This window comes from Bacillus sp. 005/A4HT-01/001, from assembly GCF_004634445.1.
Lineage (GTDB): Bacteria > Bacillota > Bacilli > Bacillales > Bacillaceae > Bacillus > Bacillus altitudinis.
Genome location: NZ_SEIZ01000002.1, coordinates 251,353 through 274,580, shown reverse-complemented (window position 1 = coordinate 274,580; position 23,228 = coordinate 251,353). Strand labels below are relative to the sequence as shown.

The 23,228-nt window shown below is 40.7% G+C and carries 25 protein-coding genes and 1 pseudogene; 2 read left to right on the top strand and 24 right to left on the bottom strand.

The genetic code is table 11. The annotated features are described in order from the left end of the window. Nucleotides 1-63: 63 nt before the first annotated feature. The 8 genes and pseudogenes from ES896_RS06990 to ES896_RS06955 form a co-directional block, all read right to left on the bottom strand. Nucleotides 64-588: a YfcE family phosphodiesterase gene (locus tag ES896_RS06990; protein WP_008345914.1), complete on the bottom strand. Its 525-nt coding sequence runs from the start codon at nucleotides 586-588 to the stop codon at nucleotides 64-66. Between the two features lie 14 nt (nucleotides 589-602). Next, nucleotides 603-1,205: an XTP/dITP diphosphatase gene (locus ES896_RS06985; protein WP_167764451.1), complete on the bottom strand. Its 603-nt coding sequence runs from the start codon at nucleotides 1,203-1,205 to the stop codon at nucleotides 603-605. A gap of 10 nt (nucleotides 1,206-1,215) precedes the next feature. Beyond that, complete coding sequence (rph, locus tag ES896_RS06980) at nucleotides 1,216-1,944, bottom strand: ribonuclease PH (RefSeq protein ID WP_024718627.1); 729 nt, start codon at nucleotides 1,942-1,944, stop codon at nucleotides 1,216-1,218. A 151-nt stretch (nucleotides 1,945-2,095) separates the two neighbouring features. Then, entirely contained in the window at nucleotides 2,096-3,157 is a 1,062-nt protein-coding gene (locus ES896_RS06975) for a GerMN domain-containing protein (protein WP_048003339.1), read from the bottom strand. 101 nt (nucleotides 3,158-3,258) lie between these two features. Next, nucleotides 3,259-4,077 carry a glutamate racemase gene (gene racE / locus ES896_RS06970; protein WP_113747108.1) on the bottom strand — a complete coding sequence of 273 codons (819 nt, stop codon included), beginning with the start codon at nucleotides 4,075-4,077 and terminating at the stop codon, nucleotides 3,259-3,261. 7 nt (nucleotides 4,078-4,084) lie between these two features. Next, a complete protein-coding gene (locus ES896_RS06965; RefSeq protein WP_007501606.1) occupies nucleotides 4,085-4,525 on the bottom strand; it encodes a MarR family winged helix-turn-helix transcriptional regulator in 441 nt (146 codons plus the stop codon). Nucleotides 4,526-4,674: 149 nt separating this feature from the next. Beyond that, nucleotides 4,675-4,761 (bottom strand): annotated as a pseudogene (gene gerE, locus ES896_RS06960) (spore germination transcription factor GerE); the annotation flags it as partial. Nucleotides 4,762-4,795: 34 nt separating this feature from the next. Then, entirely contained in the window at nucleotides 4,796-6,319 is a 1,524-nt protein-coding gene (locus tag ES896_RS06955) for a recombinase family protein (protein WP_135226639.1), read from the bottom strand. A gap of 139 nt (nucleotides 6,320-6,458) precedes the next feature. Between ES896_RS06955 and ES896_RS06950 the strand changes: the two genes are divergently transcribed. Both ES896_RS06950 and ES896_RS06945 read left to right on the top strand, forming a co-directional pair. Continuing rightward, complete coding sequence (locus ES896_RS06950; protein ID WP_135226638.1) at nucleotides 6,459-7,292, top strand: hypothetical protein; 834 nt, start codon at nucleotides 6,459-6,461, stop codon at nucleotides 7,290-7,292. 71 nt (nucleotides 7,293-7,363) lie between these two features. Beyond that, entirely contained in the window at nucleotides 7,364-7,555 is a 192-nt protein-coding gene (locus ES896_RS06945) for a helix-turn-helix domain-containing protein (protein WP_135226637.1), read from the top strand. A gap of 173 nt (nucleotides 7,556-7,728) precedes the next feature. On the opposite strand, the gene ES896_RS06940 is transcribed toward ES896_RS06945, so the two are convergent. From ES896_RS06940 to ES896_RS06865, 16 genes are all read right to left on the bottom strand, one after another. After that, a complete protein-coding gene (locus ES896_RS06940; RefSeq protein WP_135226636.1) occupies nucleotides 7,729-8,202 on the bottom strand; it encodes a hypothetical protein in 474 nt (157 codons plus the stop codon). Between the two features lie 156 nt (nucleotides 8,203-8,358). Then, entirely contained in the window at nucleotides 8,359-9,159 is an 801-nt protein-coding gene (locus tag ES896_RS06935; protein WP_135226635.1) for a peptidoglycan recognition protein family protein, read from the bottom strand. Between the two features lie 47 nt (nucleotides 9,160-9,206). Then, nucleotides 9,207-9,626 carry a phage holin family protein gene (locus tag ES896_RS06930; protein ID WP_135226634.1) on the bottom strand — a complete coding sequence of 140 codons (420 nt, stop codon included), beginning with the start codon at nucleotides 9,624-9,626 and terminating at the stop codon, nucleotides 9,207-9,209. Between the two features lie 44 nt (nucleotides 9,627-9,670). Further along, a complete protein-coding gene (locus ES896_RS06925; protein WP_135226633.1) occupies nucleotides 9,671-9,883 on the bottom strand; it encodes an XkdX family protein in 213 nt (70 codons plus the stop codon). Continuing rightward, nucleotides 9,873-10,220, bottom strand: a complete 348-nt coding sequence (locus ES896_RS06920) for an XkdW family protein (protein WP_135226632.1) — start codon at nucleotides 10,218-10,220, stop codon at nucleotides 9,873-9,875. Before ES896_RS06920 ends, ES896_RS06925 begins: the two co-directional genes overlap by 11 nt. An 11-nt stretch (nucleotides 10,221-10,231) precedes the next feature. Beyond that, nucleotides 10,232-11,647, bottom strand: a complete 1,416-nt coding sequence (locus tag ES896_RS06915) for a BppU family phage baseplate upper protein (protein ID WP_240688370.1) — start codon at nucleotides 11,645-11,647, stop codon at nucleotides 10,232-10,234. A 15-nt stretch (nucleotides 11,648-11,662) separates the two neighbouring features. Then, on the bottom strand, nucleotides 11,663-13,537 hold the full coding sequence (locus tag ES896_RS06910; protein ID WP_135226631.1) for a right-handed parallel beta-helix repeat-containing protein: 1,875 nt from the start codon (nucleotides 13,535-13,537) through the stop codon (nucleotides 11,663-11,665). A 37-nt stretch (nucleotides 13,538-13,574) separates the two neighbouring features. Beyond that, nucleotides 13,575-15,323: a phage tail protein gene (locus tag ES896_RS06905; protein ID WP_135226630.1), complete on the bottom strand. Its 1,749-nt coding sequence runs from the start codon at nucleotides 15,321-15,323 to the stop codon at nucleotides 13,575-13,577. Nucleotides 15,324-15,334: 11 nt separating this feature from the next. Then, nucleotides 15,335-16,171, bottom strand: a complete 837-nt coding sequence (locus ES896_RS06900) for a phage tail domain-containing protein (RefSeq protein WP_135226629.1) — start codon at nucleotides 16,169-16,171, stop codon at nucleotides 15,335-15,337. Next, nucleotides 16,171-20,604, bottom strand: a complete 4,434-nt coding sequence (locus ES896_RS06895; RefSeq protein ID WP_135226628.1) for a phage tail tape measure protein — start codon at nucleotides 20,602-20,604, stop codon at nucleotides 16,171-16,173. Before ES896_RS06895 ends, ES896_RS06900 begins: the two co-directional genes overlap by 1 nt. A 206-nt stretch (nucleotides 20,605-20,810) precedes the next feature. Continuing rightward, nucleotides 20,811-21,155, bottom strand: a complete 345-nt coding sequence (gpG, locus tag ES896_RS06890; protein WP_057079045.1) for a phage tail assembly chaperone G — start codon at nucleotides 21,153-21,155, stop codon at nucleotides 20,811-20,813. Nucleotides 21,156-21,211: 56 nt separating this feature from the next. After that, nucleotides 21,212-21,823: a major tail protein gene (locus tag ES896_RS06885; RefSeq protein ID WP_135226627.1), complete on the bottom strand. Its 612-nt coding sequence runs from the start codon at nucleotides 21,821-21,823 to the stop codon at nucleotides 21,212-21,214. After that, on the bottom strand, nucleotides 21,805-22,224 hold the full coding sequence (gp17, locus tag ES896_RS06880) for a tail completion protein gp17 (RefSeq protein WP_135226626.1): 420 nt from the start codon (nucleotides 22,222-22,224) through the stop codon (nucleotides 21,805-21,807). The genes ES896_RS06885 and gp17 overlap by 19 nt, the downstream gene beginning before the upstream one ends. Beyond that, the gene (locus tag ES896_RS06875) at nucleotides 22,221-22,625 is read right to left on the bottom strand and encodes an HK97-gp10 family putative phage morphogenesis protein (RefSeq protein WP_135226625.1); all 405 of its coding nucleotides are present in this window, start codon (nucleotides 22,623-22,625) and stop codon (nucleotides 22,221-22,223) included. Before ES896_RS06875 ends, gp17 begins: the two co-directional genes overlap by 4 nt. After that, nucleotides 22,625-22,939: a phage head closure protein gene (locus ES896_RS06870; RefSeq protein ID WP_135226624.1), complete on the bottom strand. Its 315-nt coding sequence runs from the start codon at nucleotides 22,937-22,939 to the stop codon at nucleotides 22,625-22,627. Before ES896_RS06870 ends, ES896_RS06875 begins: the two co-directional genes overlap by 1 nt. Continuing rightward, a complete protein-coding gene (locus tag ES896_RS06865) occupies nucleotides 22,929-23,228 on the bottom strand; it encodes a head-tail connector protein (RefSeq protein WP_135226623.1) in 300 nt (99 codons plus the stop codon). The genes ES896_RS06870 and ES896_RS06865 overlap by 11 nt, the downstream gene beginning before the upstream one ends.

Genomic DNA, 23,228 nt, shown 5'->3' with positions numbered 1-23,228 from the left:
CTATTGTTCTTTAAAGTCAACGGTTTTTCGAAAGTTTTTTCATAAGGGGCAAATGCTGCACCCTTATGAAATACCTTCCAATGTGACAGTGTTTTCGAGGTCTTGTATGACGTGACCTTCGTCCGTGAAAAACTGTACGTTTGCTTCGCTTCCATCTAGTGTCAGTATAGCATAGCTGCGCTCTTTGCGCACTCTTGGCAGGTGCACGCTGCCTGGGTTAATGAGCAGTTTTCCTCTTAGCAGTTCACTGCCAGGGATGTGCGAGTGGCCAAAGCAGATAATGTCTGCGCCTAGCTCTTCTGCACGGTAGTAGACTTGGAGCAAGGATTGTTTGATGCCATGCAGATGTCCGTGAGTGAGAAATAGTTTTCCGCCTCCGTCGAGTGGGAGCAGGAGTTCTTCTTCAAAATCGCCCATAAAGTCACAATTTCCTTTGACGACTTTGTATCCTTCGAGTGCTGGGTGGTTCGTTTCGAGTTCTGAATCTCCGCAGTGAATCATCATGTCCACTTCAGCCGCATGCCGTTTGGCAATGGTTTGAAGTTCGTCTGTGAGTCCATGACTGTCACTAATGATGAGTATCTTCATGGCTTCATTCCCCCTTATTCATTTGCGTCTAGCAGTGATGAAAGCTTTTGAAGCGCGACCGCTCGATGGCTGATCTTGTTTTTTTCCTCTGGTGATAACTCGGCCATCGTCTGGTCTTTGTCTTTGACGATGAAAATTGGGTCGTATCCGAAGCCGTTTTCGCCGATCGGTTCTTCTGCGATAAAGCCTTCTACTGATCCTTCTACCGTTTTTGTTTCTTTCCCCGTTATACTGACAGCCAGGGCACATCTGAATCTAGCAGTGCGGTCTTCTTTTTCAATGCCTCGCAGCTCATTCAGCACCTTTTCCACGTTCTCGGCATCGTCTTTATGCTCGCCTGCGTACCTCGCTGAATAGACGCCAGGTTTTCCGCCAAGGTAATCAATCGACAGACCCGAGTCGTCTGCAATCACCATTTCACCTGCTTTGGCTTGAATGGCCTCGGCTTTGATGATCGCATTTTCTTCAAAGGTATGTCCTGTTTCTTCAATCTCTTCCGTAAATCCGATGTCCGCTAGTGTTTTGACCGTGAATCCTTTTGGCTCAAGAATGGCTTTGAATTCTTTCGCTTTGCCCGCATTGTGCGTTGCGATGATGGCAGTTTTCATCCTGATCAAACCCTTCTCTTTATTCGATAACTTCTCCTGTCACTGCTTTTTGCTTTTCAATTAATTCTTTGATGCCTTTTTCGGCTAAATCAAGCAGTCCGTTTAGTTGTTCTCTTGAGAATGTCGCTTCTTCGCCAGTACCTTGAAGTTCAACAAAGCGTCCAGCGCCTGTCATGATGACATTCATATCCACTTCAGCTGAAGAATCTTCTTCATAATTTAAATCTAACAGAAGTCCCTGTTTAGAATCAATTCCGACGGATATTGCGGCTAAATAATCAGTGATCGGATTTTCTTTCAAAACGCCGGCTGATTGAAGCTTTTGAATCGCTAGTGTCATGGCCACAAATGCACCTGTAATAGATGCTGTGCGTGTTCCGCCGTCTGCTTGAATGACATCACAATCAATCCAAATGGTGCGCTCACCAAGCTTTTCTAAGTCAACGACTGCGCGCAGAGCTCGTCCAATTAAACGCTGGATCTCCATTGTACGTCCTGTGACTTTTCCTTTAGATGATTCTCTTATCGTTCTTTGAGCCGTTGCTCTTGGAAGCATGCTATATTCTGCTGTAATCCAGCCTTTTCCTTCTCCTCTTAAAAAAGGAGGTACGCGGTCCTCGATAGATGCGTTACAAATCACCTTCGTATTTCCCGCTGAGATTAAGACAGAGCCTTCTGGGTGCGTGATGTAGCCTGCCTGTATTTCAATTTTTCTTAATTCGTCGTATTGTCTTTCATCTAATCTCATGTTTTACCTCCGTTACAATATACATTCCGCGCGGGTGTCAGCGGGGTTCTCCTATTAACTTTGACAACCTCGATCCGTTCTAATCGCTTGGAATAAAAAAGAGGCAGCGAATGTGCATGCCTCTTTTTCTCCATTATATCAATGTGTGACGTTAAAAACTACCTGTATTCACTTGTTCTGGTCTTGAAACTGGCTTTGTGAGTTCTGTTCCTTTTTCGTTCACAAGCTCTGCCTTTCCGTTTACCTTCACAGACACGCTTTTCACATCTGGCAGCTCTGTTAATGTCAGCACAATGCTATCAAGAACTTTTTGTGAAATGACTTTTTTCTTTTCATCTGCACTGCCAAAAATGGATTCATTGAAATCAAGTGTCACATGACCGTCTTTTACTTTCGGGACATCATTGAGCTTCACATCTTGATCAAAGTCTGTCAGCAATTGGCTTGTTTTGCTTGGCCCAGAGACGAGCTCATCAATGGCTGCTGTAATTGGATCATCCTCGTCTTTTGGTGCTCTTTTGGTCACCGGGACATAGTACGTCTGTTCATCAGATTCAGCTAAATAGTAGACGGTCACAGGCTTTGTCGATGTCATATCAGCCGCAGCCTCGTGCTGAATATTAATGCCGTCCTCTCTGCTTAAATCATCTGAAATCGGCGTCCCATTCACAGGCATCTCTTTTAATTCATGGCCATTCATCTTTAATTTGACTTTCGCTACTGAATCAAACTGCGTTAATGTCCAAGTGACCGATTGCAAAATGCGCTGTTCGTCTTCTTTTTTATAGTTTTTGAATTCATTTGAGAAATCCACAACCGCAGTGCCATCTTTAATATCGACAGATACGCTCGTGTCCGCCGGCAGCACGGCTCTGAATCCATTTGGCATCAGGTTAGAAATCGGTCCCCCGTCTACGAGGTATTCAAGTGTTTGTTTCGCACTTCCTTCGTTTTTCGGCAGCGGAATGGATTGAGAGACAACATATCCATTTTTATCAATTAAATATAATTCTCTCATGACGGTATCTGCTTGCTTCTCTTCTTTTCCTTCTTTCGCTGTTTGTTTCTCTTCTTTATTTTCTTTCACAAACGTGACATTTTGTGGTGGATCAATCTCTGTTTTCGCTTGGTCTGTTTGAAACAATCCGCATCCTGATAAAAGCATGGCTGACGCAATACACGTAACAGCTGCTGTAGTTCCTTTTTTCAGCATACTTCACCCTCCTCTAGTGGTTTGTACTAGTATGTATACGAGCTCCCTCAGAGGATTAGACCCTTTTCATAAAAAAATAACCCACTTCCATGAGAAGTAGGTTATTGCTGATATACGTGTTCAAGCGAAACCGTTTCGACCTTTCCTGGCAGGTAGCCGAACCAGTCTTGAGCGATGTTTTGAAAGTTTTGTTGCTGCCCTGTTGTATAAAAAGTATGAACAGGCTCTTCCTTCGAATCATTTAACAGCCCTTTATATGAAAGAATTGTGCTCGCTTCTCTCGCTGTCTCGTCTCCTGAAGAAATGATGTTGACGCCACTGCCCATAAAGCGCTGAATCGGTTCTTTTAAAATCGGGTAGTGCGTGCAACCAAGAATGAGCGTATCAATGCCTGTTTTTTTCATCGGTTCAAGAGAAGCTTTTACGACTTCATCTGCTGCATGATCTAAAAACGTACCACTTTCCACAAATGGCACAAGCAATGGACATGCCAAACTTTGAACAGTTAGTCCTGCTTTTAAAGAAAGCAGTGCTTCTTTATAGGCCTCACTTTTGATCGTATTGACTGTGCCGATGACGCCAATATGCTGATTGTTTGTGACCTTGATCGCTGTGCGGGCTCCGGGCTGGATTACGCCAATGACCGGGATATCAAGTGTTGCTTTAATTTCATCAAGTGCTATCGCCGTCGCAGTGTTACACGCAATGACAAGCATTTTAATATGGTGGTGTCTTAATAGGTAGTGCGCCATTTCCCATGTATATTGAAGAACCTCTTCTTCTGCTCGAGGGCCGTATGGACATCGTTTTGTGTCGCCTACATAAATAATCTTTTCTTTTGGCAGTTGTCTCATGATTTCCTTCGCAACGGTTAAACCGCCTACGCCGGAATCAATCACGCCGATTGGTTGATCCAACAAAATCGCCTCATTTTCTTTTCATTTGCTGCTGTAGTTTCGTTAAAGATTGGTTGAAAACGATGGCTTCTTCTTCTGAGAAAGCCCCTAGAAGTTCACTGACGTATTCTTGGCGTTTGACAATCACTTCTTGAATGATCCGCTCACCTTCAGGCAATAAATGAATGCGAACCACGCGGCGGTCAGACGGATCTTTCACCCGTTCAACAAGTTCACTTTTTTCCATTCGATCAATTAAATCGGTTGTCGTGCTGCAAGCCAAATACATCTTTTGTGATAGCTCACCTATTGTCATATCTCCGAATTCATAAAGCCACTGAAGCCCCACAAATTGAGGAGGTGTAATCGTATATTGATTCAGAATTTCTCTACCTTTTTGCTTAATGATTGCAGCAATATGGCGCAATGATTTTTCAATTTCTGCAACATGGCCTGACTCATTCGTTTCCATTTCATTGATACCTCACTATAGCATCTCACTTTGATTAAAACGTACATTCCTATTTTCCTCGTTTTTCAATGAAATTGCAAGAAGAGACTCATGGAAACGATATAGAAATAACCGGCTCCTCCCTGGTGCGGAAGGAAAACCGGCTGACGTTAGAGCTCTAGCTCACCCATACGCAGAAGCTCGACTACGGCCTGTGAACGACCTTTGACTCCTAGCTTTTGCATGGCATTTGTTATGCATACCTTTTACAAATGAGTATAACTTACAGGATCATTTAAATCTATAATGAAAATTCATTTTCCCGTTTGGATGGATAACAATATGATCAATAAGCTTATCAAACACATGCTTCAAATCGTTCTCTTTGTCTTCAAGCTCTCGTAAAACCGCCTGCATTTCCATCATTGAACTTTTCTCATCATGGACTTGCTGTAAGGAAAATAAACTCTGTTCAAGCTTAACAATTTTAGCTTGAATGTCATTTCGCTTCATTTGAAATTCTGATTTGGTAATCATTTGATCTTCTAAATAAAGTTCAAGCAACCTTTTGTTTTTCGCTTCTAGAGATTTCAACTCTGCTTTGATAGACTTTATTTGTTTTTCTTTTTGTTCAAATGCATTTTTTTTGTAGTCGTGTGATATATCCCTAGAGAATTCAATGAGATTCGCAATGACTAAATCTCGGACCTCTTCATAAGTGATGGGAACATGGTTCACACAGCCTTCGGGACCAGATCTCCTGTAATTACTGCATTTAACATATTTCCAATAAGTTTTCTCTCCGTTTTTTTTGGCTCTGCTGGTTTGGATAATGACCATATTAGATCCGCATTTCCCGCAAATAAGCAGTTGTCTAAGCTCATTCCACGGTGTGAATTTAGTTTTTTTATTAACTGTTGGTTTATTATTTGCTTTCTCCCACTCTTCTCTTGAGACAATCGGCGGGCAAAAGTCTTCATAAACGTTCCATTTTTCAGGTGGATTTCTTATAAACTTTTTCCTGCCATCAACTTTGATCGTGGTATGTCTATTAGCAATGTGCACACCACAATAAATCGGGTTTTTTAATATGGTTTGAACTGTTGTAAGCTGCCAGTTTCTTGTTGTTCTGGGAGGAGGTATTTCACCAATTTTGCACTTTTCTTGCAATGCATATGTAACTCTTTTCTGGCCTAGTCCCTCGTTATTATAAAGGTGAAAAATTAATCTTATAACTTGCGCTTCATTTTCGTTAATTACAAGGTGTTTTCCCTCTTTCATATAACCGTAGGGTATTCGACCAGAATGTTCACCACGCCTTGCTTTTGCTGCAAGTACACCACTTATATTGACTGACATAGACTTAGGTAACTGCTCCGCAAACAGAGCAGACATTTCAAATTTCATTGACGCTTTACTCTCGTAAAGGGAGTCGTAGTCTTCTTCGAGTGTAACGACACGAACCCCATTAGACACTAAAATCTCTCTGATGTATAACGCATCTTTTAAATCACGGGCAAGACGTGTGATGGACTTAAAAATCACCATTTTTATTTCTTTCTTTTCCGCCAATGAAAAAATGTATTTCATGGCTGCCCTATCTTCAAGGACGGTTCCGCTGATACCATCATCCAACAAAACAGAACGGTCATCCCATTCAAAGTTATTTTGTTCTATCCAATATCTACAAACATCTATCTGGTTTTCCTTAGAACTAATCTGTTCGTCTCGATCTGTCGAAACCCTTGTATAAATTTTATAAGGGTAGTCGTCATATTTGATGATTTCACCAACTGCTTCTTTGCGAAAGTGCATGCAACACACCCCAATTATTTGTTTTTCTTATAAATTATAACATCTACATTGAAGATTTCGTTGAAAATCATTCACAAATACCTCCATTGTTATATAATGGTTATTGATTCAAAAAGTACCTATCCTTAGGGGGAACCAAATGTATATTTTCATTTCAATATTCGCTGGTCTAATGGTTATAGGAATTGGCTTTGGCCTTCTCTTATTAATTTTCTCGAAATCAAGAAAAGCAGGTAAGAATATATTTTTTTCTTCTCTTTTTATATTATTATCTATATCATTTTTGAATTCATTTGTTTGGAAATACGAAGGTCACAAAATTTCATCAATAACTCCTGAAGAATATAAACAATTAAAAGAAGGAATGACACCAGAAGAAGTTAAAAAAATCGTTGGTGGTTCCGCTATATCAGAAGAAATAGATGGCGATAATGATTTTATGTGGGGATACGAAGGAGAAAATGGAATTGAAAATGATTCGTCAGCGCGATTATATTTTGAAGATGACCAGCTTAGCTTCAAAATCGAAAATGGTCTCCTGACAAAACACAATGCAACAGATTCCGAAGAAACATACGAGTTAGAAGCAGCAGATGAAAAAGATGAATCGGAGTCTCTCAAAAGTGATGCGGAATATGATATTGAGTCTATTGTAGAAGATAATTACACTACTGCCACAATCGAAAAAATTGAAATTAATGAAGATATGGGATCGGATAAGCCGAATAAATTAATTGCTCTTGTTCACTTGTCATTTGATGCAAAGAATTCTGCTCAAACATCTTATAATATGGTGCAAATGTATAGTGATGACCTAGCTGCTAAGATTGGATCGGAAATTGATACTGTCAACCAAATCGCTGTATTTTGGAAAGTTCCTTATATAGATAAACATGAAACATTAGCTAAATTCTCATACGAACGTTCAGGAGAACATATGATAATTACTGACAAAGTATCTTCTTTAAGATAACCCTTCGACTTGAAGGGTTTTTTATTTACATTTATAATCGAACGTACATTCTTATTGTAGGAGGGTACACCATGACAGATCTTGAAAGGAAGCTTTATCGAATAATCTACAATATGAGTCGGTTTCGCAAGAACCCTTCGATGGATGAACTTAAACGAAAAACGGGTAAGGATGAGCCAGCAATCCGCAAGGCGGTTAAGAACCTTATATCAAGAAATGAACTTGAATGGGATAAAGAGAAGAATGAATGGCGGTTTAAGTAATTAAAAAAAGCCGCCCGAATGGACGGCCAACAAGTTTCATTTTTTAATGTTTTTCTTTATCTCTTCAATTTCATTTTTGAGGTTTTTATTTTCTTTCTTGATCTTTGAAACCTCTACGACGGTTAGTAACAAAGTTGCAACTATAAGTAAAATCAAAATATATTCAAACATAATCATATGTCCATGTAGTAGTCATCAAAGCCAAATGTCGCAGCAATACCTATTACCGGTACTAATGCAGCTCTGAAACCCCATCTGTGTTTTTTATAAGTTGATTTCGTCAACTGCTTGCGCTTGTAAAGTTGATTGGCGATATAGCGACCAGCAGCATATCCACTCCCCACAATTGCGGTCATCCCTGTAATTATACCGATCACAACAAGTATAGGATTATGTACTGTGGCTTTATCTTCTTTGTCAAAAAGACTGTCGATTTTAAAGATGTCATTGTCTGTTAGTCCAAGATCTAACGCACCTTTATATAATTCAGGATCGTTCATAGTAAAAGAACCTGATGTCGTATTATGTATTATCTGATTAGTTGTGTTGTTGTTCTCTTTTGCATCTGCAAACTCTCCAAGCGTACAGGAGATACCAAGCGCAGCTACAATGGACAAAGATGTTCTTTTTATCCATTTTTTATTCAAATCAAACCCTCCCCTTTTTAATCCCATCAAGCATAACTTAAAATATACAGTAATTTCCATAGTTACAAATAACCGAATAGTGAAGGTGGATTAGTAATAAAGTATGGAAATTACGACAAACAAAAAAGCCCTTCCAATAAGGAAGGGCTTCTCTGTTTACTTCAATAGTGCTTCGAGTTTTGCTTTAGTCTTCGGACCATAAATGCCATCGGCAGCAAGACCATGCATCAATTGGAATCGTTTGACCGCATCCGCTGTCTTTGGACCATAGTAGCCGTCAATTCCGTTATTTTTTGCGCCTTTATCGGGGTAGTAGTATACCGCCGCTAAGGCTTGTTGTACAGCTTTTACGCCTGCCCCCTTTGTAAGAGGCTTTGTTACTTTTAAAATGCCTGTTGGCAAGTCATATGACTTTTTAGCAGGCTTGGAAGCCGCTGTTTTGGAAGGTTCTGCTTTTGTTGGTTTCACAGTCGGTTTTTTACTTGTGTTAGCAACGGCGATACCGCCTTTGAAGCTGTCCCAATGATTAAGCAGCTTGCGGGGACATTCTTTCCCGCTCCAATGCTTATGCGGCACAACGTTTGCCAACGGAATCCCTTGATCCTGCATTAACTGGCGAATTAACCATTGAGCGTTCTCGACTGCTTTCTCAAAATTACCATCACTATTTTCACAAATTTCAATGCCGATCGACTTCATATTTCCCGTGCCTCTGCCATCCCCTGCGTGCCATCCGTTTTCGTTTAGTGGTAAGTGCTGATAGATGACATTTTCGTCCACAGTGTAATGCCAGCTTACACCTGTACTAGATCGTTTTACGAATGCTGCATGACTCGCTGCATTTGCGCCTTTTGCTGTATTTGCGGTGTTGTGGACAGTGATGTATAACGGCTTCATATAGTTGCCAGGGCGGTTCTTATTGCTCTTTGAGATATAGTCTTGAATGATTTTTACCATTGTTCATCTACTCCTTAATTTGTTTTTATATAGAAAAAAGCCCCAGATTACTCAGCAGCTTTCTTTTCCTCTTCTTCTTTTTGGCTGTCAGACTCGATCACATGAAGACGGTCTGTAATGGAAGCCGGAATTTTCACGCCGATCTGTGCAAGGTTCTCTACGATAGACAACCCTTCATTGGCGATGTAAAAAAGCACTGTCCCAAAGGTCAGCACTCCGTTTAATCCCATGATCTGATCAATGATGTTAGCAACAATCACGACAACAAAACTAAGCATTTTCCGCACGTAACCGAACCATGCTGTTCGACTCCGTAGTTTGCCAACTTTCCACGCTTTGATGATACCCGTCAGAACGTCAATAACGCTTAGCAGCAAGAGCAAGTCCAAAAATTTCACTCCGCCGAATAGATATGTTCTCGCAAGATCCAAAGTTTCGATGTTTATAAACACTATCGTTTCCTCCATTTCGTTAATCACCTCCTTCAAGAAGGCAAAATAAAAAGCACCTGTTAAGATGCCGTTGTTCCTAAATCCACTGAGACAGCTGGCTTTTCAAACTTCAAACCTGTTATCTCTTCATATTGTTCTGGCGTAACATACCCCTGTTGAATGCCGTCTTCTAAATCTTTAATAGTACAGTCATCAAAGGACATTGCTTGTTTAACCATTGCAGTTGAAGTCCATTTATAAAATAAGGCTAAAACCCAAAAATTAAGATTCATCTGTAAACCCTCCCTTTAATTTAAGGATTTCTAATTGCATTTCTGCAAGTTTTTGCCCCAACGTTGTATTCATTCTATCCGACTGTTGACGTGCTATTTTTTCTAGCGCCAATTGCTCTCCTAGAACCAGTAATTGTTTTTCAACATTTGATAACGGCTTTTCATTACTCTCGGATAGATACTCATTCCACGCGGCTTCCAATACTTCGTCCGAAGGCATAGGATCGTCTAAAGACCATTTGTCTATAAACTGCCCTTCTCCGTCATCCCGTACTGAATAATCTCTACCTAACTCTGCATAAGGGTACAGATATTTGATCGCTAGTGCCTTATTCATCCCTTTGCCTCCTATCTCAACTGAGACATGGTAACGTATGATGTATTTATTGATACTGTTTTGTTGGTCCCTCTTGGCGTTATATAAAAAGTTACCTTATCCCCGGCTTTAAATTTTTGTAATAAATAAAGCACGCACGTACTTGATGATGTTGCTGGATTCCAGTTTCCAAAACGTTGAAATTCTGTTCCATTCACATAGCACGATAAAATATTATCCGATCCAACTGTAATGTTTGTGCTAGTTATATAAAGCCTGATCAAATAAAGACCACTATTTTTCAGTGTGATTTCAGCACGAGTCCGATTATACTCTGATAAATCATCTGCTCGTGTTGCCCCAAAAACAAGCTTTGTCGCGACATTTTCAGCTGCTGAAACGGATGAATTATCTTGATCATAGGTATCAACAAAAGTGCTGTTTGCCACATCTTCTACAGTTAGCGTTTTTTTCCATCCACGAAACCCCTGAGCGTGGAACGTTCCAATCCATGTCATATTGTCAAATGAGCGTGTGACAATGATTCTTTTGTAATTTACATCATCTTGACTATATGCGGTTTCTAAAACTTCGACGTAATAAAAACTTCCATCGTTTGATATTGGCGTATTTACAAGGTTCGCCCCCATATAAAACCCCGTAGGTAGCGAGAAAATATCAGTACCGTTTGGCAACCTTGCAACTTTACCATCGTTAGGTGTGAGTTTATAAAGCTGGCTCTTGTTCCAGTTGCTTTTCTCTGATTCTGTTACGTGAATCTTTTTGTTTTCAAGGTGTGGATCTACATATTCTTTCGACTTTTTCAAGGCTGCATTTGCTTTATCTTGAGCGCCTTCGGGTGTCTCTGCATATTCATTCGTATATTTTTTAGCTGCCGCAAGTGCTGCATCTACTTTAGACTGCGCGCCTTGTTTTGTTTCGATCTTTTCCAAGTCCTCAAACTTGTCTCTTAGTTCTTTAATTGTTTGAATAGACTCTTCGTAAAGCTCATTTATCTTTGCTCTTAGTGCCTCGAATTCATCCACGTAATATTCCGTTATCGGCACAATGTCTTGATCTATAAGAGACTTAGATATGTGGAAAGAGAATTGATGCACGGACATAGATTGATCGTTTGTATAGTACAAATTCAGCTCAGCTTGTACATTACCATAATGCTTGATCTCTTTATCTGACAAGATGTATTCCGCTTGACCTTCGACACGATCAATAATTGTTATGTCTCTGATGAATCGGCTGCCGTTGGCCATAACTAATACAAGTTTTCCCGTGACAGCTGCTAAAGGCAACGGCACTCCATCTTTCGTGAGTTTGAAAATAAGACTTGCAGTCTGACGATCCTGCGTCCAAAAATTTATGCTGGTTGATACACTTGAACTGGTATATGCGTTCACTTCAAAATCAAGCGACCCATTCTTTCGAATCATTTTCTCTCACCTCACTCAAATTACATTTTCAATTGATTTAATAGGATCAACGCTGTTGTCTTTTAAAGAACCTTCTGCGCCAGCTCCTTTAAGTCGATTGCCGAAATGCTGAATGCGTGAGCATTTACTGGTTAAATACATCGCGTATCTGCATTTTTTCCCGCGCACTTTGTTGAATCTTGCAGCTGAATCTGTGACTCCATCCATGAAGATAATTCCGTAATACGGGTTTGATGAAGAAGTCCTTTTACCAGCATTCTGAATATCGCTGAAATCAACGTTTATGTCCTCTGAATCTCCTGAAACAGAAATCCCCGAATATCCAACTTCACGTAAAGTTGTGTTTGTGACATCAATGTTCTTGCACCCTAATTCTACGCGCACTCCGTTTCCTTCGATGTCTCGTCCGACGTTTAGATCAGCTTTGCCATTGCTGCAGCGTGTTAAGAGCACCCCATGATGCTTGATGTCTCTAAATTGATTGTGAGACACCAAAAAGCCATCCACATCCGATAAATGGATAGCATGCTTGACCTTTACGCCATTTATTTTGTTTCCTGAAACTTCAACGTCGTCAATTTTTTGAATCCCTTTACGGCCATATACCTGAATAGCATGACGCTCTTTGATATTGGTAAAAGTGTTATCTTTGACTGAAAGACGCTTTACCTTGTTGACCCTGTTCGTAGGATTGCCGTTTGCGTCTTGCGTGTAGACCGATTCAACTCTTGGGATCATTAGTCTTACGCCGGATGCACAATCCTTAAATCTGTTTCGGCTTATTACAACGTCTTCCCATTTGTTCCCTGAAATTGCGTACTCGGTCGTATCTTCAAAATCGTTGTTTTCGATACGAATATCAGAATACCAAAAGCCATCTGTGCTGGTGTGAGAATCTATCCCCCGTGCATATCCTTTTAAGCTTTCGGATCTGCTGAAATAGCAGTCTCGAATAGTGACATGCTTGCTCACAGTTTGATCATAAGCTCCAAATGCGCCGAAGTTGCCCGCCGATCTCATTAAGTCCAGCTGAATCGCAGCAGAAAACCATCTGTCGCCTTTATAATCAGCGAAACCTTTAAACCAGACATTTTCAACTAAGACGTGCTTATTGCCTGCGCAGTCAAAGGCATGACCGCCGCACACATCCTTGATAGTGATGTCCCGTATGATAATGCGCTCAGCATGTGCAAAGCCTATGACTGAACATTGTTCTTTAATCTCTCCCCCTGCGCTATCAAACATTCCCTGACCGTCAATCAGCAAATTCCCATGTCCTTCATAGCCTTTGGTTTGATCGTCTTTGTCACCATTTACAAGCATTGACCCTACAAATCCGCGCCTTATAACGGCACCAGCTTGTAAGGTCAAATGAGTATTTTTATATATGCGGGCTGTCTCCGTCAGCTTGTAATTACCGGGTGGCACTACAATATGCACAGGATATAATTTTGCAAGGCTTAGTGCAGCCTTAAAGCCCGCTGTGAAGCTCCCGTATTTCTTGATGAACTTTTTGAGATTGAGAGAAACTGCAGAATCTTCAATTTCTTGCTCAAGTATTTGGAAATCATAATCAAGACGATCTTTTGCGGTGGGATGAATGGATGCATCCCTAGCGACACGAATATCAACCACTTCTTTAACATCTTTTCCATCGTGATTTAATACTAGATTGATAATCCTTGACCACATGTTGTCTATTCGATTGGCAACAGAGAATAACCCATGTTTGATTTGATTCGACGTATGAGCTATATCGTTTGTTTTATGCCGTTTCAAATCATCTGCATTCTGATTCAAATGAGTTTCTATAGACTGCATATCCTCTCGCAGCTGCTCTGCGTATTTCGAGTTTCGTCTAGTGTCATAGTCCTTTCTAAGCCTCACCATGTTCTCACTCTCCTTTTTTGGCAAAAATAAAAAGACCCTATCTAAGCGTCTTGAGCATGTCGTTTATATATCGTTGTAAATTCTTCATTTTCTTTACTTGATCTACATTAATACGCTGAATGTCCTTGCGGAAGTTCGCAAATGTTATCGTTGGGCTGCTATACGGATTGAGAGGGTTATGCTGAATTGAGACAACTCTCAAATCGTCCTCAAAGGTTATTCCGTCTGCTGTGTCAGCGATGACGTGAATCGTGTCACCTAGCCAAAAATCTTGTTCAATTTCAAGCAATTTCGGTTCATAGATTTTTTGGAATTCTACTTCCACAGTCATTTCCGGGTAAGGATTAACATGTTTCTTTAACGCAGAAATGATACTGCTAGATTTTTTGTATCTCTCATCTTTTATCGGCTCCGCCCAGCGTGGTTTACCTTCGATCAAAAATTTGTCTTCATCAGGATGAATATATAGAACTGGTTCAAATACATACTCAGGCTCTTTCTCTTCTTTTGACTCTTCTTTACCATCTTCTGTAGTTTTGCCATCACCTTTTGATTCAGAGACGGAATCTGTTTCTTTTTGTGCGCCGTATCCCCACGCACGAGTGGTACAATTCTGAGAATCTGTCGTAATAGTAATGCCTGGCATGTTATAACGACTATCAAGCACAAAGTCTATTACTTGACCCATTTTTTTGTAAACATGGATTTTGTAATTATCCACGTCTAACTCTATGCCATAATCTTCAATGATTTCATCCATCAATTCTGTGGAATTCTTTTCACCGAAGTTTTCTTGTTCTGCGGAAGGAATTTCACCCGCTTTTGCATGTATGACATACTTGAAATCAGTTCCTTTAAGAGCAATATCAAGCGCTTCTTTTATGCTTAATTTCTTAGAAACTGTTTTTTCAATTCTGTTATTAATTAACAGAACGGAGAAAATATGCGCAGCTGTAACCGTTTTTGTTAGCACTCCATTTTCCTGATGCAAACTTACATTCGTAATGTAGTATTTTTGATGATTATATTTCTTTTCATCAAGATATAAAACATTATCAACAATTAATAGCTCAAACTCTGCACCATTTTCCTGTGTGCGTGGCAGTGTAAAACTAAACGATTTTTTACCTGTTGGATCGGCTGTAAAATCAACAGACACGCCCGTGATCTCTATGACATCCTTTCCATCCTTACTTGATACGTGAAGCTGTGGAAAATCCACATCAGACGGCAAATTTTGATTGAGTGGCATGTCTATCCCATCGTATTCCTTACTTGGAAACTCAGAGCCCGTTGGTGTTTCTGGTTCACTCGGTTCTTCTGGTAGATCATCCAAATTATCATATTGTGTGAGCTTGTAAGTAAAGATGATGCTGTTTAATTTTGTAGCATAATTGATATCAGTCGCATAACCACCCTTTGCAACAGCAGCAGTAGCTTTTTGGTAGTCTTTTTCACCCACCACATCTTTATAGCGACTAAGCCTAGTGTATAGACTTCCTAGATCAGCAAGGCTCTCTGCATATGATGGATACTTTCTAAAGCGCGCTTGTACTCTAGTTTCATTGCCGTGCTTGTCCTGTTCTTTGGTCCACATTAATACATATTTGCCGTTATAAGTCCCTTTGACTCCAAAGAGGTTGTAGGCTTGTTTAGATAGATCACTCGATCCGAAACCACTCTCAAGGCAACCTTGAGCGATGACAAGGCTTGCAAGCACCTTGTATTTTTTTTGGACCTTTTGCGCTCCCGGCGCTAATTTCTTGATAAAGTCAACCGCAGCCATGTCACCCCTCCTTATGCATAATAGAATCTTGTGTCAAACACAATTTCAATGTCACTTGCGTTTTGAATTTCAAAGTCGTTTCTGCCGATATCGAGTGATGGAAGTCTACCAGATGTCTTGAGCCGTTTCTTGTTAGCGACGGTGTACTGTTTAATAAAAGAAACCTCTCTTGATTTGGATATTTCATCTTCAATTTTCAAACGTTCACCTGTTGTATGATTGATGATTGTTACACCTTTTCCTTTTGCTCTCAACGTCACTTGATAATCATGCCTCAAAGGGTTGATTCTAAAATCTCCGATGTTGTAGATGCTGAACGTTTTTTTGTTCTTGAAAGAATACTCTAGGTCGTCACGCATCTCAATATTCATTCCGGGACTCCATCGTTCACCCTCAAATGTTTGAGGATTAAGCGATGTACTTTTCGATTCAGCAGCACCCAAAACATCGGTGAATTCAACGCTAAAAACAACATGGTTCTTTTCTTTTTCCTTCGGAGTAGTGAAATTCCCCTCACACGTCACTAAAAATCTTCTGTTCGGAAGCAGGTCACATGAGATGTAGTATGGGAAAGGTTTAACTAATAAAGCATATAGTTCACTTCTATAACTGTAGAAATTTTCAGCAATGATTGAGTTCATATATATTTCAAGCTGAATCTGTCTTTCTTTGTACTTCACATCCCGCGGATGTTGTGGCAATACAATTCCGTTAATTCGTTGTAATGACACCGTCTCAAATTCTACGATTGGTGAGGCAGGTGTCAGGCTTAACGGATGGAAATGAGGAAGCAAGTCATTTAGACTTTGCTCACCTAATCCATTGTTAAAATCAATATATAACTCCATTACCTCACCCCACTCATAAATGCTTCTTTTCTAAAACGTTCACCTGTCGTTTGATCTAGCTTTCGACCATCCATGTAGTTGTTGCTATCTTTTGAGATTAATTGTTCAAAGCCTTTTTGCATCATCATTAATCCTTGAGACAGCAGGTCTATTTGTTGAGCCATAAGACCAATTTGCTTGTTTTGGTTCTCGATCATCTGTCTCATATCAGATCCATCTTGCTGCCTGCTCTGAGGCTTGTCTCGTTTATTACTGATGCGATCAAGCATTTGTAAAGCCGTGGAGATCATGCCCTCCCCAAAACTAGGCACTCCAAGCTCTTTGCCGAGATTAGAATACAGCTGTAAAGAGCGCTTACGGTACTTTGGCTCAGTCGTGATAGCATATTCTCGCCAGCCATTTTCCCCTAATTGAGCGATCTGATGATTGTCAATCACACCACCAGATGCATAACCGATGTAAGGGCCACCGCGCGCCATAGACTTTAATCCCGGATGGTTATAGATACCGCCATAACGCTTGTTAAGATAGTTAATTGCAGCAACAATTTGATGAACTGGATGTTTGATGTTTCCATATCCGGGCTTTTTGTAAGCAGCAAATGTGCTTGGTATGAATTGCATAAGCCCTTGTGATGGATGACCAGCTCTGGCGTTGCTATCCCATCGGTTAACTAAGGTCGGGTTTCCACTTGATTCCTTCATAGCAATGGTTTCTAATGCTTTTGCATAGGATGGAGAAATTCCAGTGATGCTGATGGCTTGTGCAACCCACTTTTTGACTGCAGCACTACCCCCGACACCTTTGAATGATCCTCCTTCTCCTCCAAAATCACCTACCGATTTTGTTAGAAATCCTAAAGCACCTTTTTGAATTGTCTTTAAAATACCTGTTCCAAGTCCGTCTATCCCTTTACCAGTTTTAAACGGAATGAGACCGCCAAATATATTGCTGAGAATTTTCTTTGGCCCAGCCATCACAAGGTCAAAGATATCTGATCCGAAATCTTTCACCTTGCTGACTACTTCACCAGCTTTTTTAACGCCTTTTTTGAAGAAGCCACCAACGCCACCAGCATAACCTGGCAAACCCTGCGAAGTAATTTTTTTAGTCTGGTCATGCGGCAAAACCGATGTTCCGCGCGGCAAATCCCAAATTTGAGGACCACCAACACCGACCATGTATGTTCCGATACCAGGAGTGTGAGCAAGTTCATAACCTTCCTCACCAACAAGTGCACGACCGCCAGGATGGTAGTCAGTGCCTTTTGCATATGCATGTTTTGCGCCGTCCTTTTTACTTCCGTATCCTTTAGGTTTCCACTCTGGTATTGTCGGAATATTCATGAATTCAAGGACTTTATTAATGCCGTAAGTAATTGTATTGACTACACCAGCTAAATCAACTAGAAATGTATCCCATGCTCCTAGCACTTCACCAGTCTCCCAATCAACTTGATCAATATGTCCTTCTGCTTGTTTCTTGGCTTCCTTCACAACGCCCTTATGACTTTTTTCAGCTTCTTTTATTGTTTTTTCTCGTTGGTCTTTGGCGGCTTTAACTGTAGCAGCATGTTCTTTTTCACCAATATTTTTTTTGATGTAAAATTGATCATCTGCTTCTTTAATAACTGCGTCTGCTTGTTTTTTGGCGTTACTAATAACCTTATCCTTGGCATCTTTACTATGTTTCACTGTGGCAGCTGCTTGTTTGGCCGATAAATTAGACGATTCTGCTTTTAACTTTTTGGAGATGAGTGTTTGCTCATCTTTGCTTTTCGTAAGAGCCGTTTCAATTTCTTTGCTCATTTCCTTTGTATGTTTTTTAACTTCTTTCCATTCTTCTTTAGTCAATTCACGGTGTTCTTTAGCTGCTTTTTCATAGATTTTTTTTACTTTATTCTCGTGTTTCTCTATTGCCTTTTGCTTTTTCTGATTACCTTCTTCGATGCTCTTAAGAATTCCCTTTTCGTCTTTATCTTTAAGAGCATCATTTTCCGCATAGAATTTACCCAAAACATCTAAGGCTTTATCAGCACTGTCTTGGTAACCTTTTTTCAACGTGCCTGCCATCTCTGAGAATTTACCTGTCATATCTTTGGCTAGATCATCTGTGATCTTTGTTTGATTTCGATAAAGGCTGTCTAATTTTGCATTGGCTTTTGTCTCCATATCTTTATAAGCATTTATAGCTTTAGAAGTGGATTCAGATACTTTATCACCAAAATCTATCGTCGCTGGTAAGACGCGTTTTTTCAGGTTGTCATAATATTTAAACCCTGCTTCGCCTAGAAGCGTGACACCCGTTATTAACATACCTACAGGACCACCAAGCACAGATAAGCCGCCTCTAAGCAAACTCACAACACCTGCACCTTTTTTAAGGATGTTAAACAGGCCAAAACCGCCCTTTGCAAGTTTCAAAAATCCTCCTGCACCTATTACGGCGTTTACTCCTGCCATGACTATACCTTTACCAAATTTAAGTATCTCAGGAAGAAAAGAGAGCGCAAGACCGCCAACCATACCCATTGGCCCACCAAACATCATTAAACCGCCGCCAGCAATTCGAGACGCACCGCCAAGTCCACGCATTGTCCTTGATGTTCTTGTGGCCGTTTGATTTAGACGGCCCATACGTGTAGTCGCTAGACCAGTGTTTTGTTGTAAACGACCCATGCGAGTAGACATAACGGCCGTTGATGCTGCAGCTGTGTTAATACCTGTCGCCGCAGTTCTTGAAGCGACACCCGCAGCAGTAACTTGTGTCGTGTATACTCCTAGACTTGCTGATGATCCTCTGACAGTGCCTGTCAGATACGTGCCAGCAGTTCTAAGCACTCTCCATCCCTCGGCCATTCTAGGGATGAGACTCAATAACAATAACGAAGCCCCGCCTAAAAGACTGAAAGCTGTAACTGCTGCACCAGTAACGGCGATAGTTCCCATAACAGATGGAGGAAGATGATCAAACCAGTTAACGACTTTTGTTAATCCATCTACCACTTTGCGCACTGTAGGAATAAATTGATTCCCTAATGAAATAACTGCGTTATTTACGGCAGAACGTAAGTATTCCACAGATCCCGCAAGGTTGTCCATTTGCTCTTTGGCAACTTTTTCAGCTATACCGCCACTGTTTTCTATTTCTTTTGTGAATTTGTCGATCTTATCACCGCCTGCATGAAGCAAAGTGATAAAACCAGATAAGGCATGTTGACCAGCCAATTGTTTTGCAATACGAATTTTTTCAGTTTCCGTATAGTTTTTCGTCTTTTCGTTAATCTGATCTATGATGTTTGATAAAGGTTTCATGCGGCCGTTTGCGTCAGTAATACTCAGGCCAAGCTCGTGAATTGCGTTACCAGCTGGCTTGGGAGGTGCCGCAAGCCTTGTTAATGTGGATCGTAATGCGGTACCCGCCATATCTGCTTTGATTCCACTGTTCGCCATGATACCCGTTGCGGCCGCTAACTCTTCCATGCTGACACCTGCTGTTTTCGCAGCTGGCCCAGCATATTTCATGGTCTGGCCAATCTGCTGCAATGTCGCATTTGAGTTCGTGAACGTGTAGGTCATGGCGTCCGCCACACGGTTTGTATCTTCGGCAGCAATATGGAATTCTGTGAGGATGTCAGATACAATATCCGCTGTTACACCTAAATCTGTTTGCCCTGCTGCCGCAGTAGCAAGCAAGCCCGGCATTGCACCAATGATGTTATTTGTTTTATAACCAGCCATTGCAAGGTATTGCATGCCTTCTGCTACTTGACCATCTGTAAATTGTGTCGTAGCCCCCAAATGACGCGCCGTTTCCGTGAGACGGCCCATCTCGTCATTCGATGCATTCGCCACAGCACCGACCCTGCTCATAGCCTTTTCAAAGTCTGCGGCCACTTTGACAGCTCCGCCTATTGCGACGGTACCTGCTACACCGATACCTGTTAATGCCTTCCCTGCCATTCCCGCAGCAGAGTAGACAGATTGTAACTCTTCTGATACTTCCCCAGCGTTCTTCTTAAAAACAGAAAAAACACCAGCTGCTTTATTGCCGGTGCTTTGCAAATGCTCAAATTCTTTAGATACATCTCGTAATTCTTTTTCTAGCTTTTGATGAACAGCGATAGAGTCATTCAGTTTGCGGGCATGTATTTGTGTTTCTCGCGCATCACGGCCCTTTTCCCTGACAAGTTGTTCATATCGTTTTCGATGTTCCTGAACAATTCGACCTTGAAGGCGATATTTGTTGTTAAGTCCCTCTACTTGTGATTGTAATTGCTTTGATTTATCACCAGTATTTTTATAAATGGCCGCAGATGCCTTCATTTCAGAGTTGGTCAATCTCAATTGTCTTTGAAGCCCTGTTATACCTCTATTAAAACCCGAATCATCCAGATTGACCTTAGCGACCATATTGCCAATTGCTTGAGTCATTTATGTACCACCCCGCTTCCCTGACGAAGATTTCAAGACTTAGAATATTTGATCTATCGTTACTTCTTTTGTTTTGCTCGATTCAGCGTTCAATTCTAAGAAATGAAAAATATCCATTTGATCAATTTCATGCATCTTCCAGCCTTGCTCAAGTAATTTGGTATAGATTTTATTTAATTGATCTTTTCCGTTTTTTAAAGGCTCATCTACGCCTTCATGTCGGGCAAAAAATCTTTTTCTTCCTGCGTTTCCGCTACTTTAAATCCCATGATTTCCATCATGATTTTTCTTACTGCATCCGCAATTTCAAAAGATTGAAATCCTTCTAGAAACTGATCGTAAGTAAATTGATTCTGAAATACACGTACAATGAATTTGATTCGTTCATTCATGCTTTTAACAATCTCTTTTGCATTCTCCGCTGCTGCTGCTTTTTCATCTAAATCAAAAGCCTCGTAGAGAGTTTTTGCGTTTGTCCGTGGCGCAATAAACGTTTTGTGCTTTTTTTCTTCTTCGAACCAAATAGAGATAGAAATTTGTTTTTGAGTCATAGTGACTCCCCCTTATTTTTTATTTTCCAATTAAAAAAGAGAGCTTTTCAGCCCTCTTAAGCACCTTTTCCAATATCAACGCTGCTGCTGTTTTCCGTCTTGTCATCTTTGTATGCATCACCAAAAACTGATTTGTAAAAAGCATCAAGATTAAAGTTTTCAGCATCTTCATCAGTAACAACCTTGAAAACGTCATCCTGCTCTCGATCAACAAATTCAGCTGACAATTTAACCGTTTGGAAATCTGTCTTTTCTTCCTTCGTCTTCCATTCATCGCCCGGCAGAGAAAAACGCCCTTTTACTAAACCGACATGACGAGATTTACCGTTTGCCTTTGGACCTTCAAACGTCATTGCAACCCACGGTGCAATGATATTCTTCTTATACAAGTACAAACCATTCTCATCCGGTTCAATACCCAGCAGTTTCGCAAGAATTTCCATAGGAAGATCCCGCATTTCAATTTCTAGTTTTGTAGAACCTGTAGAAACAACCAAATCAACCAGTTTGTCATCTGCATACTGCTTTTCAGTAGATGTCTCAGTTTCCACTTTCATATTGATTGCATATTCGTATTTTAAAATCTCCGTAGGCACATATAATTTACCTTGTTTCTTTAAAGGTGCAAACTGAGCGTTTTTTAAACCAGTTACTGAACTGTACTCCATAGTAATCCTCCTAGTACTATATTTTTTTCAAAACGATAACCTTTTCTGATTAATCTCTCTTTCTCTAAAAAATCAGAAATAGGTATGGTTGAGGCAAAATCTAAACGTTCCATCACATCACCAATTGCAGCCAGGATGGGTTGTGGATCGGCATTGTGATAAACATCTATTTGATAGGTTGCGCTATCTTGTATGGGTCTGTTATCAGCCCATTTGATTGGCCTGTAGTTGATTTCTTGCAGCACGACATATGGTGGACTCGACTTTGTACCCTCTGGCACCGCAAGCTCATAGATGTCACCTTTGTCTATTAAAGACAAAAGCGCTGGATCATTCTCCAACGCTTCAAAAATGGCATTCTTGCAAGTATCTGCACGCCTTATTAAGTTTTGATTGATCATAGTTTGCTCAGCGCCTGTCGGTATTTATCTGCTACTCTTCGTATAGCCTCATCCCATTTCGCATCAACAGTTCTCGTAAAGAACTGTTGCGCTGGCTGATGTAAAGTACCGAATTCAGGAAAATGAATTCTCCACTGCGTGTCCTTACGTGACTTGGATTTCGGCCAACCAACCGCCACGTATTTCATCCCGTCTCCATCAGTACGAAGCCGCGTAATATCAAGATCATCTTGCATGTGTTTCTGGGCTTTGTCGGATCTTGGTGTGTTTGGGTGAAGTTCATCTTTTATGACTGTTGCGCCAGCTGTAAGAGCTTCTTTATGCATCTTGCTGACCTTTCTTTGCATGCTGCCAATGGCGTTTTCTAATTCCTCTAAGCCATCGATTTGTAAATTAAACATCACTTCACCGCCTTTGCCCTAACTGTGAGGAAATGAAGCCTTGAATGATTCGGTAATATAGACTCAATTTCGTAGGTTTTCCCTTTGAATAAGATCCTCATATGTTCGTCAATGTCTTCCCGGTGGCGAACGGTGAACTTGATTGTATGTTCTTTTTGGATAGCAGTTGCCGCATAATATTCAGCACCTTTTAATCCCTCTGCTTTGGCCCAGCATTCAACCACGGTTTCCCAACCGTTGTCACCATCGACAGGTAAACGAGTCTTTTCTTTTTTCTGCTGAAACTGGATGCGGTGTCTCATGTCATTCAGCATCTTTTTCACCGTCCACAACATATTTGAGTTGATTGACCATTGTTGTGAGCACCCCGTCAAGATTTGATGTCGTTCCGGATATTTGCCTATTCTCATACCAGTGAGTCACAAAAGACATGACGGCCAGTTCTGCTCGTGCTAAATTATTAGGAAATTTCAGACCCGTTGCATTCGTGATGTACTCTTTTGCTGCAGCGATGAAATGTAAAATCAAATCATCCTCCGCATCACCATCAATGCGGAGGTATTTTTTCGCTTTTTCAAGCTCTTTTTGTTCTGCCTCAGTCAT